The 16742-nt window shown below is 62.2% G+C and carries 12 protein-coding genes; 7 read left to right on the top strand and 5 right to left on the bottom strand.

What is annotated here, in order from left to right; all coding sequences use genetic code 11:
- Window positions 1-60 precede the first annotated feature (60 nt).
- From pyrR to gshB, 5 genes are all read right to left on the bottom strand, one after another.
- A complete protein-coding gene (gene pyrR, locus FFS12_RS05590; RefSeq protein ID WP_137885924.1) occupies window positions 61-570 on the bottom strand; it encodes a bifunctional pyr operon transcriptional regulator/uracil phosphoribosyltransferase PyrR in 510 nt (169 codons plus the stop codon).
- Between the two features lie 75 nt (window positions 571-645).
- Window positions 646-1095, bottom strand: coding sequence for a Holliday junction resolvase RuvX (gene ruvX, locus FFS12_RS05585; RefSeq protein ID WP_137885923.1), 450 nt, complete (start codon window positions 1093-1095; stop codon window positions 646-648).
- Window positions 1095-1664 carry a YqgE/AlgH family protein gene (locus tag FFS12_RS05580; RefSeq protein WP_137885922.1) on the bottom strand — a complete coding sequence of 190 codons (570 nt, stop codon included), beginning with the start codon at window positions 1662-1664 and terminating at the stop codon, window positions 1095-1097. Before FFS12_RS05580 ends, ruvX begins: the two co-directional genes overlap by 1 nt.
- A 44-nt stretch (window positions 1665-1708) precedes the next feature.
- Window positions 1709-2602, bottom strand: a complete 894-nt coding sequence (locus FFS12_RS05575; protein ID WP_137885921.1) for an energy transducer TonB — start codon at window positions 2600-2602, stop codon at window positions 1709-1711.
- A 96-nt stretch (window positions 2603-2698) separates the two neighbouring features.
- Window positions 2699-3667, bottom strand: a complete 969-nt coding sequence (gene gshB / locus FFS12_RS05570) for a glutathione synthase (protein ID WP_137885920.1) — start codon at window positions 3665-3667, stop codon at window positions 2699-2701.
- A gap of 246 nt (window positions 3668-3913) precedes the next feature.
- Here gshB and pilG point away from each other — a divergent pair, with 246 nt between their 5' ends.
- From pilG to FFS12_RS05535, 7 genes are all read left to right on the top strand, one after another.
- Entirely contained in the window at window positions 3914-4321 is a 408-nt protein-coding gene (gene pilG / locus FFS12_RS05565) for a twitching motility response regulator PilG (RefSeq protein ID WP_137819321.1), read from the top strand.
- A gap of 46 nt (window positions 4322-4367) precedes the next feature.
- Window positions 4368-4733 (top strand): twitching motility response regulator PilH, encoded by a 366-nt coding sequence (pilH, locus tag FFS12_RS05560; protein ID WP_137819322.1) that lies wholly within the window; start codon window positions 4368-4370, stop codon window positions 4731-4733.
- A 47-nt stretch (window positions 4734-4780) separates the two neighbouring features.
- Window positions 4781-5317 carry a chemotaxis protein CheW gene (locus FFS12_RS05555; protein ID WP_137885919.1) on the top strand — a complete coding sequence of 179 codons (537 nt, stop codon included), beginning with the start codon at window positions 4781-4783 and terminating at the stop codon, window positions 5315-5317.
- An 87-nt stretch (window positions 5318-5404) separates the two neighbouring features.
- Window positions 5405-7453, top strand: a complete 2049-nt coding sequence (locus FFS12_RS05550; protein ID WP_137885918.1) for a methyl-accepting chemotaxis protein — start codon at window positions 5405-5407, stop codon at window positions 7451-7453.
- 62 nt (window positions 7454-7515) lie between these two features.
- Window positions 7516-8382 (top strand): CheR family methyltransferase, encoded by an 867-nt coding sequence (locus FFS12_RS05545; RefSeq protein ID WP_137885917.1) that lies wholly within the window; start codon window positions 7516-7518, stop codon window positions 8380-8382.
- Between the two features lie 24 nt (window positions 8383-8406).
- Window positions 8407-15723, top strand: a complete 7317-nt coding sequence (locus FFS12_RS05540) for an Hpt domain-containing protein (RefSeq protein WP_137885916.1) — start codon at window positions 8407-8409, stop codon at window positions 15721-15723.
- The gene (locus FFS12_RS05535; RefSeq protein WP_137885915.1) at window positions 15720-16739 is read left to right on the top strand and encodes a chemotaxis protein CheB; all 1020 of its coding nucleotides are present in this window, start codon (window positions 15720-15722) and stop codon (window positions 16737-16739) included. The genes FFS12_RS05540 and FFS12_RS05535 overlap by 4 nt, the downstream gene beginning before the upstream one ends.
- Window positions 16740-16742 lie beyond the last annotated feature (3 nt).

Genomic DNA, 16742 nt, shown 5'->3' with positions numbered 1-16742 from the left:
CGTCCTCAGCCATTTTTGCCTTGCCTGACCTTCGCTCGACTACTTTGAAAAACAGCTTTTTCAGGTGGCGGCGGGGGGCTGCTGCTCAAGGGTGAGCGGCGCGGGGCCGAGCAATTTTACTCGCTCGCTGGGGGCGAGCGACAGTATGGCGCCGACCACATCGGGACGAATCGGCAGCTCGCGGGCACTGAGGTCGAGCAGGCAGACCAGCGTCACGCTGGCGGGGCGGCCGTAGTCGAACAGTTCATTGAGGGCGGCGCGGATGGTCCGGCCGCTCATCAGCACGTCGTCGACCAACACCAGATGCTGGCCTTCGATCTCGAACGGCAGTTCCGAGGGGCGCACTTGCGGGTGCAGGCCGTTCTGGGTGAAGTCGTCGCGATAGAAGGAAACGTCGAGAATCCCCAGCACCTCGTTGCGGCCGAGGGCCTGCAGCAGTGCCTGGGCGACCCAGACACCGCCGGTGTGAATGCCGATAAAGCGCGGCTCGGCGATTTTGCGGCTGGCCAGGTGGGTGCTCAGCGCGGCAGCCATCTGCGGCAGCAGCTCGGCGGGGTTGGGCAGGCTCATGGGCGCTCCTCGGGACGTGTGGCAACCGTGCGCGGCAGGCTTCGGATGCTTGGCGCGAGTGGCAACTGTTCTGGGTCAAATATCTAGGTGTTCTTCCAGCCAGCCTTGCAGCAGCAGGGCGGCCGCCAGGGCGTCGACCGGGTTTTCCCGGTAGCCGCCGCGTTGGCCTTGGCTCAGCCGCTCGCCTTTGGCGGCATAGGTGGTCAGGCGTTCGTCGTGGGTATGCACTGGCAGGTTGAAGCGGCCATTCAGGCGGCGGGCGAATTTTTCCGCTCGCTCGCTCATCTCGCTGGGGGTGCCGTCCATGTTCAGCGGCAGCCCGACGACTAGGGCGTCGGGCTGCCATTCACGGATCAGCGCCTCGACTTTCTGCCAGTCGGGTACGCCATTCTGCGCTTTTAATACACAGAGTTCGCGAGCCTGGCCGGTAATCGCCTGGCCGACGGCGACGCCAATCTGTTTGGTGCCGTAATCGAAACCGAGCAGGAGGCGCAGCGGCTTGGCGGCGGCGGGAGTCGCGGCCATCAAGCGTGCCCGGCCTGGGAAGTCAGCAGGCTGAGGTTGATGCCCAGGCGCTCGGCCGCGGCATTCAGGCGTTGATCGTAGGGCAGGTCGAAGAGAATGTGGGGGTCCGCTGGACAGGTCAGCCAGACGTTATTGACCAGTTCGCTCTCCAGTTGTCCGGCCTCCCAGCCCGCGTAGCCCAGGGTGATCAGGTATTTCTCCGGGCCTATGCCGTCGGCAATGGCGAACAGCGCATCCTGCGAGGTCGATAGCGCGAGCTCGCCCAATTCCAGGGTGGCTTGGAATTGTTGTCCGCTGGGGTGCAGGACAAAGCCGCGGTCGGTCTGCACCGGGCCGCCGGAAAAGATCGGCAGGCTCTGGCATAGGAGTGCTGGGGGGTTATCCGGGCGCAATTGTTCGAGCACGTCGGCGAGGCTCAGCCCGCTGGGTCGATTGATCACCAGGCCCATGGCGCCTTGGGCGTTGTGCTCGACGATGTAGCTGACAGTCTGCACGAAATGCGGATCGGCCATGTGCGGCATGGCAATCAGCAGGTGATGCTTGAGGTAGCTCGGGCTGGCGTCTTTCATGGGTAATAGTGTGGCCGCTAGGTGGCCACCCTGACAAGCAGCACTCACTTGCTCGACAGGCGGTCGCCGCGCTCGAAGCGCCAGGTCCGGATGATCTCCAGGCGATCGATATCCGCCAGATCGCCGCTGAACGGCGAGAAGGGTGCGGCCAGGCGAACGATGCGCAGGGCCGCTTGGTCGAGTAGCGGTTGCCCAGAGGACTCCAGCACCTGCACCTCGTACAAGCTGCCGTCGCGGTTAATCGAGACCAGCAGTCTGAGGTTGCCGTAAATCCGCTGGCGGCGTGCCTCGTCGGGATAGTTGAGGTTGCCCACCCGCTCGACTTTCTTGCGCCACTCATCCTTATACCAGGCACCTTTGTCGCGCATGGTCGAGGCGGCGTTCAGTCGGTGAATCTTCGGACGCTTGGCGTACAGCTGTTGTTCTTGCGCCAGTTCGGCCTCCAGGCTGGAGATTTCGGCGGACAGTTGTTCGCTATCGAACGCCGGTGCTGGACGCGTTTGCGGTTCGGGTTTGGCTTGCTCGCGCTTGACCGGTGTTTTCTGCCGCTGCGGGGTGCGGGTGGCGACCGCGGTTTTCGGTGCTTCCTGGCGCGTGGTCTGCCGCGGGGCGGCCGGCGGGGCGGTGCGTTTGACTTCTTTACCCTGGAATAGCGCTTTCTCGGTCGTCTTCGGTGCGGCTTTGTGCTCCAGGGTGCCGCTGCCCTGTTGGTTGTCCTGGGCGAGGTAGTCGGCCTGTTTGGGCTTTTCCTTGCTCTTGAACGTGGACAGGGTGATTTCCAGGGTCTTGCTGATCTGGTTCGGTTCGGCCAGGGTGAAGCTGATGCCGAGGATTAGCGCCACATGCAGCGCCGCGGCGAGAAACAGGGTAAAACCCAGCCGATCCGCTGGGCGGACGCCAGCGGCAGACAGTTCAGGTGGAAGGGCGGCTGCGTTCATCGATTATCGGGGGCAGTTCAGGTTGCCGCGCAGTCTGCCGAGGGCTCGGGAAAAAGTCTATGAAGCACTGCGCGGCTTGGTGAAACACTGAGCATTTCAGCGTGAGGTTGTTCCGTGCCGGCTCAGCTGTTTGGCGATGGCCTCCATCAATTGCTCGCCAATCTTCGTCCCAAAGGCGTTGTCGATCTCGCGGATGCAGGTCGGGCTGGTGACATTGATCTCGGTGAGGTGTTCGCCGATCACATCCAGGCCGACAAATAGCAGGCCTTTCTCGCGCAGCGTCGGGCCGACCTGGGCGGCGATCCAGCGATCGCGCTCGCTCAGGGGGCGCGCCTCGCCACGTCCGCCGGCGGCCAGGTTGCCGCGGGTTTCGCCGGCGGCCGGGATGCGCGCCAGGCAATAGGGGATAGGTTCGCCGTCAATCATCAGGATGCGCTTGTCGCCGTCCTTGATCGCCGGCAGGTAACCCTGCGCCATGATTTGCTGGGTGCCGTGGGCGGTCAGGGTCTCGAGAATCACCGAGAGGTTGGGGTCGCCTTCGCGATGGCGAAAGATCGAAGAGCCGCCCATGCCATCCAAGGGTTTGAGAATGATGTCACGCTGCTCTTTGGCGAACTCGCGCAGAATATCGGCACGGCGGCTGACCAGCGTCGGCGGGGTGCAGTGGGGGAACTGGGTGGCAAAGAGTTTCTCGTTGCAGTCGCGTAGGCTCTGCGGGCGATTGACCACCAGCACGCCGGCGCGCTCGGCTTGCTCCAATAGATAGGTGCAATAGACGAACTCCATGTCGAAGGGTGGATCCTTGCGCATCAGGATCACGTCGAGTTCGCTCAGCGGGAGATCGCTTTCAGCGTCCAGTTCGAACCAGCGTTGGGGATCTTCGAAGACTTTGAGTGGGCGCATGCGCGCCCGGGCCTCACCGCCAATTTGGTAAAGATCGGGCTGTTCCATATAGAAGAGAGACCAGCCACGGGCCTGAGCGGCCAGCAGCATGGCCAGCGAGCTGTCCTTCTTGAAGGAAATGCGCGCAATCGGATCCATGACTATGCCGAGGCGAACGCTCATGGGGGGAATCCTCCGCAAAAGGAATGCGACAGCAAAAAGCTGCCGAGGCTAGACTGTATGGCGCCAGGGTGGCGCCGACGACCTTCCCGGTCAAGGAAAAACCTTGCACTTCTAGGACTTATGGATTGCATCTAGAGAGTGTGCTAAAAAGGCCTACGATTGGGTCGCAGCCCGTCGCTGGTAGGGCCTCAGGCGCACTGAAAACGTAGAAAAATAACGACTCACCGAGGCGATGGTAGGGCGAACATGGAACAGCATTCCGAAGGGTTGAGGGTCATGGTGATTGACGATTCGAAGACGATTCGTCGCACTGCGGAAACCTTGCTGAAAAAAGTGGGTTGCGAGGTCATTACCGCGGTAGATGGCTTCGATGCGCTGGCTAAAATCGCCGACACTCATCCCAGTATCATCTTTGTCGACATCATGATGCCGCGGCTTGATGGCTATCAGACCTGCGCCCTAATTAAAAATAACAGTGCTTTCAAATCCACCCCGGTGATCATGTTGTCCTCCAAGGATGGTCTATTCGATAAGGCCAAAGGCCGTATCGTCGGCTCCGACCAGTACCTCACCAAGCCTTTTAGCAAGGAAGAGCTGCTCGGTGCCATTAAGGCTCATGTACCTAACTTCACCCCGGTGGAACAAGTATCCTGACGTCCGCCCGCAAGGGCGGTGACGCATCTTCCATATGGGGAACACCATGGCTCGAATTTTAATTGTTGATGACTCGCCGACCGAGATGTACAAGCTGACCGCCATGCTCGAAAAGCATGGGCATCAGGTGCTCAAGGCGGAAAATGGTGCTGATGGCGTGGCGCTAGCTCGCCAGGAAAAGCCCGATGCAGTCCTGATGGATATCGTCATGCCTGGCCTGAATGGCTTTCAGGCAACCCGTCAGCTGACCAAAGATGAGGATACCAGTCACATCCCGGTGATCATCGTCACCACCAAAGATCAGGAAACCGATAAGGTCTGGGGTAAGCGCCAAGGTGCGCGTGACTACTTGACCAAGCCGGTGGATGAAGACACGCTGCTGAAAACCTTGAATGCGGTGCTGGTCGGCTGACCGTGCTAGTTCGTAGCTAATAAAATAAGAAAAAGGCCCAGGCCGACATGTCGGACGTACAGACCCCCTTTCAGCTTCTCCTCGAGATCGACCAACGCTGTCGGTTGCTGGCGGCTGGGCTGCCGTCGCAGCGCGCGGTGGTGCAGACCTGGAGCGGCATTGGTTTTCGCATGGGCGAGCGACTGTTTGTTGCACCCATGGGAGAGGTGGGCGAAGTGCTGCACGAGCCGAGGTTTACCCTGTTGCCGGGCGTGAAAAGTTGGGTCAAGGGCGTCGCCAACGTGCGCGGTCGCTTGCTGCCGGTGATGGACCTGTGTGGTTTCTTCGGCAATGAGCTGTCGCCATTGCGTAAGCAACGGCGGGTATTAGTGGTGGATCATCAGGAGGTCTTCGCCGGCCTGACAGTCGATGAAGTGTTCGGCATGCAGCACTTCCCGGTGGATAGCTTTTCCGAGCATCTACCACCGCTCGAGACGGCCGTTCAGCCCTTCATTCACGGGGTCTTCCAGCGCGAACAGCCCTGGCTAGTGTTCAGTCCTCATGCGCTGGCACAGCATCCGGGCTTCCTCGACGTGGCGTTCTAAATAGTTTTCGGTTGGGTCGGCGTTGCCGGCCCTTTGGCGTTACATGGGAAACAACGTAGTGCGGTCGGTCCAGGCGGGGGCCAAATAATGAAAAAACTAAACGCAGGCAATCTATTGGCTGGGATGCGCAGCAGCACCTTGATCGCGGGGCTTTTTATCGTCCTGATCGTGTCCATCGTGTTGTTGTTCGCCAACTTCGCCTATATCAACACCCAGTCGAACTATGACAAGGGATACATCAGCCACTCCGGTGAGCTGCGTGTACTCTCCCAGCGGATCGCGAAGAACGCCACGGAAGCGGCGGCGGGTAAGGTCGAGGCCTTCGCCCTGCTGAAAGACGCGCGCAACGACTTCGAGAAGCGCTGGGGCTTCCTGGTCAAGGGTGACGAGTCGACGGGGCTGCCGTCAGCTCCAGAAACGGTGCAGCCGGAAATGGCCGCCGTGCAACAGGACTGGGACAGCCTGCGGCAGAACGCCGATGCCATTCTCGCCAGCGAGCAGACGGTTCTCTCCCTGCACCAGGTCGCCGCGACCTTGGCGGAAACCATTCCGCAACTGCAGGTCGAGTACGAAGAGGTGGTCGACATTCTCCTCGAGAGCGGTGCGCCGGCTGCCCAGGTGTCGGTAGCCCAGCGTCAATCGTTGCTGGCCGAACGTATCCTCGGCTCGGTGAACAAGGTGCTCGCCGGTGACGAAGACTCGGTGCAGGCCGCCGACATGTTCGGCCGCGATGCCAGCCTGTTCGGCCGCGTACTGAGCGCGATGCTGGAAGGCAATGCGGCGATGAAGATCGCCAAGGTGACCGACCAGGAAGCCCTCGAGCGACTGGCGGAAATTTCCGAGCTGTTCGAGTTCGTTTCCGGTTCGGTGGACGAGATTCTGGAGACCTCGCCAGAGTTGTTCCAGGTGCGGGAATCTGCCAGCAGCATCTTCAGCGTTTCCCAGACCTTGCTGGACAAAGCCTCGCAACTGGCCAGCGGTTTTGAAAACCTGGCCGGCGGCCGTCACCTGAATACCCTCGCCGGTTATGTTCTGGGTCTGTTGGCATTGGCCTCGATTATCTTGATCAGCTTGGTCATGGTGCAGAGCACCCGTCGTCGTCTGGCTGAAACCGCCGAGAAGAATGAGCGTAACCAGGCGGCAATTCTGCGACTGCTGGATGAAATCGCCGACCTCGCCGACGGTGACCTGACGGTAGCGGCAACGGTAACCGAAGACTTCACCGGCGCCATCGCGGACTCGATCAACTACTCGATCGACCAACTGCGTGACCTGGTCGCAACGATCAACTTGACCGCCGTACAAGTGGCAGCGGCCGCCCAGGAAACCCAGGCGACAGCCATGCACCTGGCCGAAGCTTCCGAGCACCAGGCGCAGGAAATCGCCGGTGCTTCTGCGGCGATCAACGAAATGGCCGTGTCGATTGACCAGGTATCGGCGAACGCCTCGGAATCCTCCGCAGTAGCGGAGCGTTCGGTAGCCATCGCCAACAAAGGCAACGAGGTGGTGCATAACACCATCACCGGCATGGATAACATCCGTGAGCAGATCCAGGACACCTCGAAGCGGATCAAACGCCTCGGTGAATCGTCCCAGGAGATCGGTGATATCGTCAGCTTGATTAACGACATTGCCGACCAGACCAACATCCTCGCCCTGAACGCCGCGATCCAGGCCTCCATGGCCGGTGACGCGGGTCGTGGCTTCGCCGTGGTAGCGGACGAGGTACAACGCCTCGCGGAACGTTCCTCCGCGGCAACCAAGCAGATCGAGGCGTTGGTTAAAACGATTCAGACCGACACCAACGAAGCGGTTATCTCGATGGAGCAAACCACCTCTGAAGTGGTGCGCGGTGCCCACCTGGCGCAAGACGCCGGTGTGGCCCTGGAAGAGATTGAAAAAGTATCCAAGACCCTCGCGGCCTTGATTCAGAACATCTCCAACGCCGCTCGGCAGCAAGCTTCCTCGGCGGGTCATATCTCCAACACCATGAACGTGATTCAGGAGATCACCTCGCAGACCTCCTCAGGCACCACGGCTACCGCCAAGAGCATTGGTAACCTGGCCAAGATGGCCAGTGAGATGCGTCGGTCGGTTTCCGGCTTTACCTTGCCGGAAGCCACGGATCAAGCCTGATCAGGAGAGGTGCGGCGACCTGAAGAGGTCGCCGCCACGCGGCCATGAGCGAGGGGCACGGCATGCAGCCAAGCGGGGCCTGGACCTTGAAACCCCTGGTCGATATGACTCCGGCAGAATTCCACGACTGGCAAGCGTTGTTGGAAGAGCGTACCGGGGTAGTGATCAGCGAACAGCGCCAGGCGTTTTTACAGACCAACCTGAGCGCGCGGATGCGCGAACTGGGGGTGCCTGACTATGCCAGCTACTACCGACAGGTCACCGATGGCCCGAGAGGGGCGGTGGAATGGTCGACCCTGCTGGATCGCCTGACGGTTCAAGAAACTCGGTTTTTCCGCCATCGCCCATCCTTCCAGGTACTTGAGCATTACCTGGGTGGGCGCCTGGCGCGAGTTGAAGTCGGTGAGCAACCCTGGGCCTTGTGGAGCGTGGGTTGCGCCAGTGGTGAGGAGGCTTACTCCTTGGCGATCAGTGCCGCGGAGGTGTTGCGTGAGAGTGAATACCCCGAGCATTTTGGCGTGACCGGTACCGATATCAGTCTGAATGCCCTGAGCAAGGCGCGCGAGGGTCAATACGGCGCGCGCAAGCTCGAGCAAATGGATATGGACCTGTGCGAGCGTTACTTTGACGCACAGGCCGATGGACGTTTTAAGGTAGTACCGAGCCTGGCTGCGCGAGTGTGTTGCGCTCGGCTCAATGTGCTGGAGTTGGCGAAGGCGCCAATGTCCGGCATGGACGTCATTTTCTGTCAGAACTTGCTGATCTATTTTCGTCGCTGGCGCCGCCGCGAGATCCTCAACCGCCTGGCCGAGCGCCTGGCACCGGGTGGTCTGCTGGTAGTCGGCGTCGGCGAAGTGGTCGGTTGGCAACACCCGGATCTAGAACCGGTGGCCGACGAGCGAGTGCTGGCTTTTACCCGAAAGGGGTAACGTGCGGTTATGAGTGGAGTGGCTATGGGTGATCGGCACGACTATGTCGCCCTGGAGTGGGTCAAAGGCGAGATCGCGGAAACCCTGAAGCAGGCGCGGCAAGCCCTGGAGGCGTTCGTCGAGAGCCCGCAGGACTCGACACGCATGCGTTTCTGTCTGACCTATGTACACCAGGTCCATGGCACTCTGCAGATGGTGGAGTTCTACGGTGCGGCGCTGCTCGCGGAAGAAATGGAGCAGCTGTCCCAGGCGCTGATGGAAAGCCGCGTGGCCAACCAGGCTGAGGCCCTGGAAGTGCTGATGCAGGCGATTCTGCAGCTGCCGGTTTATCTGGACCGAATTCAGACCGCGCGGCGCGATCTGCCGATGGTGGTGTTGCCGCTGCTGAATGATTTGCGCGCGGCACGCGGCGAGAAACTGCTGTCGGAAACCAGTCTGTTCTCGCCGGACATGTCGGCTCGTCAGCCGGCACTGTCGGTGGAGTCGCTGGCACGACTGCGTACCGCCGAGCTCCCGGTCTTGTTGCGCAAGCTGCGGCAGATGTTGCAGATGGCCTTGGTCGGGGTGATCCGCAACCAGGACCTCGGCGCCAACCTGGGCTATATGGCGCGGGTTTTTGCCCGTCTCGAAGTGCTCTGCAACGGCGCTCCGCTTGGCCCGCTGTGGCAGATCGCGTCGGGCATGATCGAGGGCCTGGCCAACGGCAGCGTGCTCAACGGTACCTCGGTGCGAACCTTGCTCCGCCAGGTGGATAAAGAGCTCAAGCGTCTGCTGGAACAGGGTGCGGAGGGCATCAACCAGGCGGCTCCGGACGAACTGATCAAAAACCTGCTGTTCTATGTGGCGAAGGCCCCGGCGCAATCGCCGCGGATCCGCGTCTTGAAAGAACACTATCGCCTCGATGACGCCTTGCCGGACCACGAGGTGGTGGACGAAGAGCGTGCGCGCCTGGCCGGGCCGGATCGCGATGCGATGCGCTCGGTGGTCGCCGCGCTGTGCGAAGAGCTGGTGCGGGTCAAGGACAGTCTCGACCTGTTTGTCCGCAGCGACCGCAGCAAAGTCGCCGAACTGGACAGCCAACTGGCGCCGCTCAAGCAGATCGCCGACACCCTGGCGGTGCTCGGTTTCGGCCAGCCGCGCAAAGTGATTGTCGATCAGATCGATGTGGTGCACGGCTTGTCTCTCGGCCAGCGCGAGCCGAGCGATGCGGTGCTGATGGATGTCGCCGGGGCGCTGTTGTATGTGGAAGCGACCTTGGCCGGCATGGTTGGCCCGGCCGATGAGGCTAGCCGCGAAGAAAGCCACCTGCCGACCACCGATGTGGCGCAGATTCACCAACTGGTCATCAAGGAAGCGCGCAACGGCCTGGAACAGGCCAAAGACGCGATCATCGAGTTCATCGCTTCGCAGTGGAACCACGAACACTTGGCCCGGGTGCCTGAGCTACTGACCCAGGCTCGTGGTGGCCTGGCGATGATTCCGCTGGCGCGCGCTGCGGCCTTGCTGCAAGCCTGTAATCGCTACATTCAAGAACAGTTGCTGGCCCGCAAAGCGGTGCCGAACTGGCAGAGTCTCGACACCCTGGCCGATGCCATCACCAGCGTCGAGTATTACCTCGAGCGGCTGACCGAAGACCACGCGGCCCAGGGCGATCTGATCCTCGATGTGGCCGAAGAGAGCCTGGAGACCCTCGGCTACCCGCTGCAGGAGAAGCCGTCGATTCTGGATCGTGTCGAGCCTGCAGCAGAGTCTTTTGCGCCGCTGGCTGATCCGCTGCACGACATCGAGGTGTTAGCCGACGAGCCGCTGGAAGAACTTGAATTGGGCCTGCCGCTGGAGAGCCAGGAGGCCGATCCTGAGCTGGCAAGCCTGGAGCTGGAAAATCTGGAGTTCGGCGACGAACTGAGCCCGGAGTTTGCCGAGGTTGCCGCTGAGGGTTCTGAGCTGCTGGTTTCCGATGACAATTGGAACCTCAGTGAGCTGCCAGAAATGGCTCTGGAAGACATCGACTTTAGTCTCGCAGCGCCGCCGGCAGAGTTGGCGCCACTGCCCAGCCTGGAATTGGCCGAGGCACCACTGCAATGGGCTGGCGACAGCACCTTGGCGCTGGAAGAGCTGAGCTTTGCGGCGCTCAGCGACAATCCTGCCCAGTGGAGCGAGCCTGCCCAGTGGAACGAGGCCGAGCTGGCCGAGCTGGAACTTCCTGAAGTTGAGCTGCCGAGCGCGCCGTTCGAGCCCGAGGTGCAAGCCGCGCCCGCTTCGATGCCGCTGTCCATGGCTGAGGTTATGGCGGCGCCGGTGCAGGCCATCAATCCGCCTGCCCAGGAGGTACCACCCAGCCTGCTACCGCCGCCGGCCGATGAGGAGCCGGTAGACGAAGAGCTGCTGGAAGTCTTTATCGAGGAAGTCGGCGAGGTACTGGAAACCATCGCCGAGTATCTGCCGCAGTGGCGTGCGGACACCGACAATAAAGAAGCCCTCAGCGAAGTCCGGCGTGCCTTCCACACCCTCAAGGGCAGTGGGCGGATGGTTCGTGCGCTGATTATTGGCGAACTGGGCTGGTCCATCGAGAATCTGCTCAATCGAGTGCTGGAGCGCAGCATTCAGCCTGGCGCTGAGGTGCAGCAAGTCATAGTCGAGGTGGTCGAGTTGATGCCGGCGCTGGTGGAAGAGTTCGCCGCCAAGGCTCAGCGTCAGCGTGACGATGTCGACCACTTAGCCGCCACTGCTCATGCGTTGGCCAAGGGTCAGAGCATCGCAAAAATTGATGCCCAGGTCTCCCAGCAGGCAACCGAAGCCGTGGGCGAGCCTGTGGCTGCAACGGTTGTGGACGCAGTGGCTGATGCCCTCGATCCACAGTTGATCGAGATCTTCCGCAATGAGGCGGAAACCCACCTGGATACCCTGCTCGGTTTCCTTGCCGATTGCGCCCAGGAACTGCCGCAAGCGGTCACCGACGATCTGCAGCGCGCTCTGCATACCCTCAAGGGCAGTGCGTACATGGCCGGCATTCTGCCGATCGCCGAGATCGCTACACCACTGGAAAAACTGGTCAAGGAATTCAAGGCCAACCTGATCCCGATGGATCTGGCCGAGGCTGAGTTGCTGCAGGGTGCCGAGCAGTTGTTCCGCCGTGGTCTGGAGCAGTTGGAAGAGCAGCCGTTAGCCGCCATTGAGGGGGCTGCCGAGCTGCTCGAGCGCGCGCACAAATTACACCAAGACCGGCTGGACGCCGCGCAAACTGCGCGTCAGGGCAAGCAAGGTGAAACTCGCGATCCGCAACTGATCGGCATCTTTCTCGCCGAAGGCATGGATATCCTGTTGGACGCCGAGGATCTATTGCGCCGCTGGCGCGAGCATCCGTCCGAGCGCCAGGAACTCAGTGCCCTGCTCGACGAACTGAGCACCCTGGGCCGTGGTGCCGAGATGGCCGAGCTGCCGCAGATCGATGAACTCTGTGAAGTCTTGCTGGATCTCTACGGTGCGGTCGAAGAAGGTAGCTTGGCCGTCAGTGCGCGCTTCTTCAGTGAGGCCGAGAGTGCGCACGAAGCGCTGATCAGCATGATGGATCAGGTCGCTGCCGGGCTGCAGGTCAGCGCGCAACCCGAACGCGTCGAAGCCTTGCGTGCATTGCTGGGCGAGGTTCTCGACCCGCGGACCCTGGCCTTGCTGACGCCGGATGCCAATGCGCAGCTGCAAATCATCGAACTGGACGCGGCAACTGCCGAACTCGAATTGGCCGAGTGGGCGCTCGGCGAGCCGTTTCAGCGCTCCGAGCCCGCGGAGCAAGGCGCGGATGTAGCGCTCGAAGTACAGTCGTGGCTGGCAGTCGAAGCAGAGTCGCCGGTCGCCACGCATGACCCGCAGGACGAGGAGATGGTCGCGATCTTCCTCGAAGAGGCGGTGGATATCCTCGAAAGCGCCGGTCAGGCCTTGGAGCGTTGGCTGAGTGAACCGAACAATAATCGGGCGCTGTCTTCTCTGCTGCGTGATCTGCATACCCTGAAAGGTGGTGCGCGGATGGCTGAGATTGGCCCGATCGGCGATCTCGCCCATGAGCTGGAAGCGCTGTACGAGGGCCTGGTGGATCGGCGTTACAGCTATTCGCCAGTGCTGAGGGGCTTGCTGCAACAGAGCCACGACCGTCTGGCCGTGTTGCTGGAACAGTTGCAGGCCAAGCACCCGCTGCTCGAACCTGTCGAGCTGATCCAGGCGATTCGCAGCTTCCGTCAGGGCGGTGGGCAAAGCCTGTCGAAGGCGCTTGTCATGCCCCAACCTGGTTTTGAAGCCGAAGCCGAGCTGCAAGTGGAAGAGGCATTCGAGCTTGAGCTGGCACCGTTGGCGCTGCTGGAGGGTGAGCAGGCCGACGAGTCGCGCCCGCCATTGAGCGCTGAGCCGCACGAGCTGTCGTTGGCTGAGCCGCTTGAGTTAAGTGCTGTAGCAGAAGCCGCGCCCGCCGAACCGCTTGAGTTGAGCCAGCCGCAAGCCTTCGCCGCGCCAGCAGCGTCGACTTTCGAGGATGAGCGCGATCCCGAGTTGGTGGAAATTTTCCTCGAAGAAGGTTTCGACATCATCGATAGCTCCAGCGCGGCCCTGCAGCGCTGGAAGGAAGACCTCGATAACACTATCGAGCTCGAGTCTTTGCAGCGCGATCTACACACCCTCAAGGGTGGTGCGCGGATGGCTGAAATCCGTGAGATCGGCGACCTTGCGCATGAGTTGGAGTTCCTCTACGAGGGGCTTGGCGACGGGCGTTTGCGCGCCAGTCCTGGGCTCTTTAACCTGCTCCAGACTTGCCATGATCGGCTCGCCGAAATGCTCGAAGCGGTGCGTGCCAAGCGTGCCGTGCCGAGCGGCGAGGCGCTGATCGAGACTGTCCGGCGCTTTCGCGCCAATCCGGATGAGCAACTGAGCATACCGCCCAGCGTGCACCTGAGGGTCGCGGTCGACGCGCAGGTTGAAGATGCCGAGGCAGATATTCTCGACATCTTCCTCGAGGAAGGTGACGACCTGCTGGAGGCCATGGAAAGCGCTATCGGCCGCTGGGGAAAACAGCGTGACGATGGCGCGGCCATCAACGATATGCTGCGCATCTTGCACACCTTGAAAGGTGGCGCGCGGCTGGCCGGGCAGAACAGCCTGGGCGATCTAACCCATGACCTGGAGCAGCGCCTGAGCGAGGCGCAGCAGCAAGACGCACCTTGGTCGGAGAGTCTGTTTCTCGATGTGCAGTCCGGTTTTGAAGGCCTGCAGCACGAACTCGAGCAATTGCGCCAGCGCCTCAATGAGAGTCTGGCGGCGGAGCTTGCCGATGAGTCGACCGAGGAGTCCCAGCCCGAGCCGGTTACACCGCTACCCCGCACACCGACAGCCCATGCCTTGAGCAGCCCGATCATGGCGGCCAGCGAGGTGCCGGCGGTGCCGTTGGCGGCGAAGGTCTTGCCGTTCGTCCGGCGTGCTCAAGAGGCGGCGCTGGAAGCCGCTGCCCGACGCGCCCCGCAGGAGTTGGTCAAGGTGCCGGCCGAGCTGCTGGAGGGCCTGGTCAACTTGGCGGGGGAGACCTCGATCTTCCGCGGTCGCGTCGAGCAACAGGTCAGCGACTTTGGTTTCACCCTCGGCGAAATGGAAGCCACCATCGACCGGGTGCGCGATCAATTACGCCGGTTGGATATCGAAACCCAATCGCAGATCATCAGCCGCTATCAAGCGGAGGCCGAGCGTGTCGGCTACGAAGACTTCGACCCGCTGGAGATGGACCGGCACTCGCAGCTGCAGCAGCTCTCGCGCGCGCTGTTCGAGTCGGCATCCGACTTGCTCGACCTGAAAGAAACCCTGGCGGCGCGTAACCGCGACGCGGAAACCCTGCTGCTGCAGCAGGCGCGGGTCAACACCGAGCTGCAGGAAGGCTTGATGCGTACGCGCATGGTGCCCTTCGATCGGCTGGTGCCGCGCTTGCGCCGTATCGTCCGGCAGGTGGCGAGCGAGCTAGGCAAGCAGGTCGAGTTCCATGTCGGCAACGCCGACGGCGAGATGGACCGCACGGTGCTGGAGCGCATCGTCGCACCGCTGGAGCACATGCTGCGCAACGCCGTCGACCACGGGATCGAGTCGGCTGAAGTGCGCCGCGCCGCCGGCAAAACGGAACAGGGCAGCATCCGCCTGAGTCTCGGCCGTGAGGGCGGCGATATTGTCCTGACCCTCGCCGACGACGGCGGCGGTATCAAGCTCGACGCGGTGCGCCGCAAGGCCATCGAGCGCGGCATGATGGATGCCGACTCCGATCTTACCGATCACGAGGTTCTGCAATTCATCCTGGAAGCGGGCTTCTCCACCGCCGAGAAGGTCACGCAGATTTCCGGGCGTGGCGTCGGCATGGACGTGGTGCACTCCGAGGTGAAGCAACTCGGCGGTTCCATGAGCATCGACTCGACCCCGGGCGAGGGCAGCACCTTCCGGATCCGCCTGCCATTCACCGTATCGGTCAACCGCGCGCTGATGGTGCTGTCTGGCGAGGACCTGTACGCCATTCCGCTGAACACCATCGAAGGTATCGTGCGGGTCTCGCCGTACGAGCTGGAGGCTTACTATCAGCCGGATGCGCCGCGCTTCGAGTATGCCGGGCAGGCCTATGAACTGCGTTACCTCGGCGATCTGTTGAACAACGGCCAGCAGCCGAAGCTGGTCGGCCAGAGTCTGCCGTTGCCGGTGATTCTGGTGCGCTCCAGCGAGCATGCGGTGGCGGTGCAGGTGGACTCCCTGGCCGGCTCGCGCGAAATCGTGGTGAAGAGCCTCGGCCCGCAGTTCGCCGGGGTGCATGGCATCTCCGGGGCGACCATCCTCGGTGACGGTCGGGTGGTGGTGATTCTCGATCTGTTGGCGACTATCCGGGTGCTGCACGCCCACCTGCTGACCCAATTGCTGCCGCGTACCGCGAGCCGTGCCGCCTTGCCCGCGGAGCTCGAAGCCGAACGGCCGACGCTGGTGATGGTGGTGGATGACTCGGTCACCGTGCGCAAGGTCACCAGCCGTCTGTTGGAACGTAACGGCATGAACGTGTTGACTGCCAAGGATGGGGTCGACGCGATCTCCCTGCTGCAGGAGCACAAGCCCGATATCATGCTGCTGGACATCGAAATGCCGCGCATGGACGGCTTCGAAGTGGCCACCCTGGTGCGCCACGATGAGCGCCTGAAGGACCTGCCGATCATCATGATCACCTCGCGTACCGGTGAGAAGCACCGTGAGCGGGCGATGAACATCGGCGTCAACGACTACCTCGGCAAGCCGTACCAAGAGTCCTTGCTGCTCGAAACCATTGCACAACTGGTCAAACGGATATGACTGAGAAAACTGCCGCTCGCATCGCCGTGCTTGCCGATACCTCGCTGCAACGCCATGTGCTGCAGCAGGCGTTGGCGGGTAACGGCTATCACGTAGTGCTCAACAGTGACCCGGCGCGCCTCGATGCAGAGGCGTTGGCCGCCTGTGAGACCGATCTGTGGCTGGTCGATTTGGCGCAGTCGGAAGACTCGCCGTTGGTCGATAGCCTGCTGGAGTACGCCAGCGCCCCGGTGTTGTTTGGCGAGGGCCATGCGCCGGAGCGGCATTCCGAGCATTACCCGCGCTGGGAGCGCCGCCTGGTCGGCAAGCTCAAGCGGCTGGTCGGTGATCCTACCCAGGCGGTCGGTCCAAGTCTCGAAGCGCTGCTTGGCGAAGCCCAGCGGCCAGCGCGCCTGGATTTGCCCCGCGCACTGGCGGACACGCCGCTGGTGGCCGGTGCTCCAGCGCGGCAGGTGTGGCTGTTGGCGGCCTCGTTGGGTGGCCCGGCCGCGGTCAAAATCTTCCTCGATGCCCTGCCGGGGGGGCTGCCGATCGGGTTCATCTATGCCCAGCATATCGATGCCAGCTTCGAAACGGCGTTGCCGCAAGCGGTCGGCCGGCATAGCCAATGGCATGTGAATCCGGCCAGGCAGGGGGATGCGGTACGCTGCGGCGAGGTGGTGGTCGCACCGATTGTGCACGAACTCGGTTTTGCCGAAGGTGGCACCATGCAGATCGCCAAACGTGCCTGGCCGGAGCCCTACAGCCCGTCCATCGACCAGATGATGCTCAACCTGGCGCAGCACTTCGGTGCCCTGTGCGGGGTGATTGCCTTCAGCGGCATGGGCAGCGACGGCAGCGCCGCGGCGGCCTATGTGCGCCGCCAGGGCGGCGAGATCTGGACTCAGCGGGCGGACAGCTGCGTCTGCCCGAGCATGCCGGACAGCCTGCGCGAAGGCGGCTATAGCGCCTACAGTGGCGACCCGCGCGAGCTGGCGGAGACGCTGGTCAATCATTTGGCGGCGCAGTGCGGCTGAGGC

It is taken from the genome of Pseudomonas sp. 2FE (assembly GCF_005503735.1).
In the GTDB taxonomy this organism is placed as follows: Bacteria; Pseudomonadota; Gammaproteobacteria; order Pseudomonadales; family Pseudomonadaceae; genus Aquipseudomonas.
The sequence above is the reverse complement of the archived record's forward strand: the minus strand, read 5'-3'. Positions and strand labels throughout refer to the sequence as shown.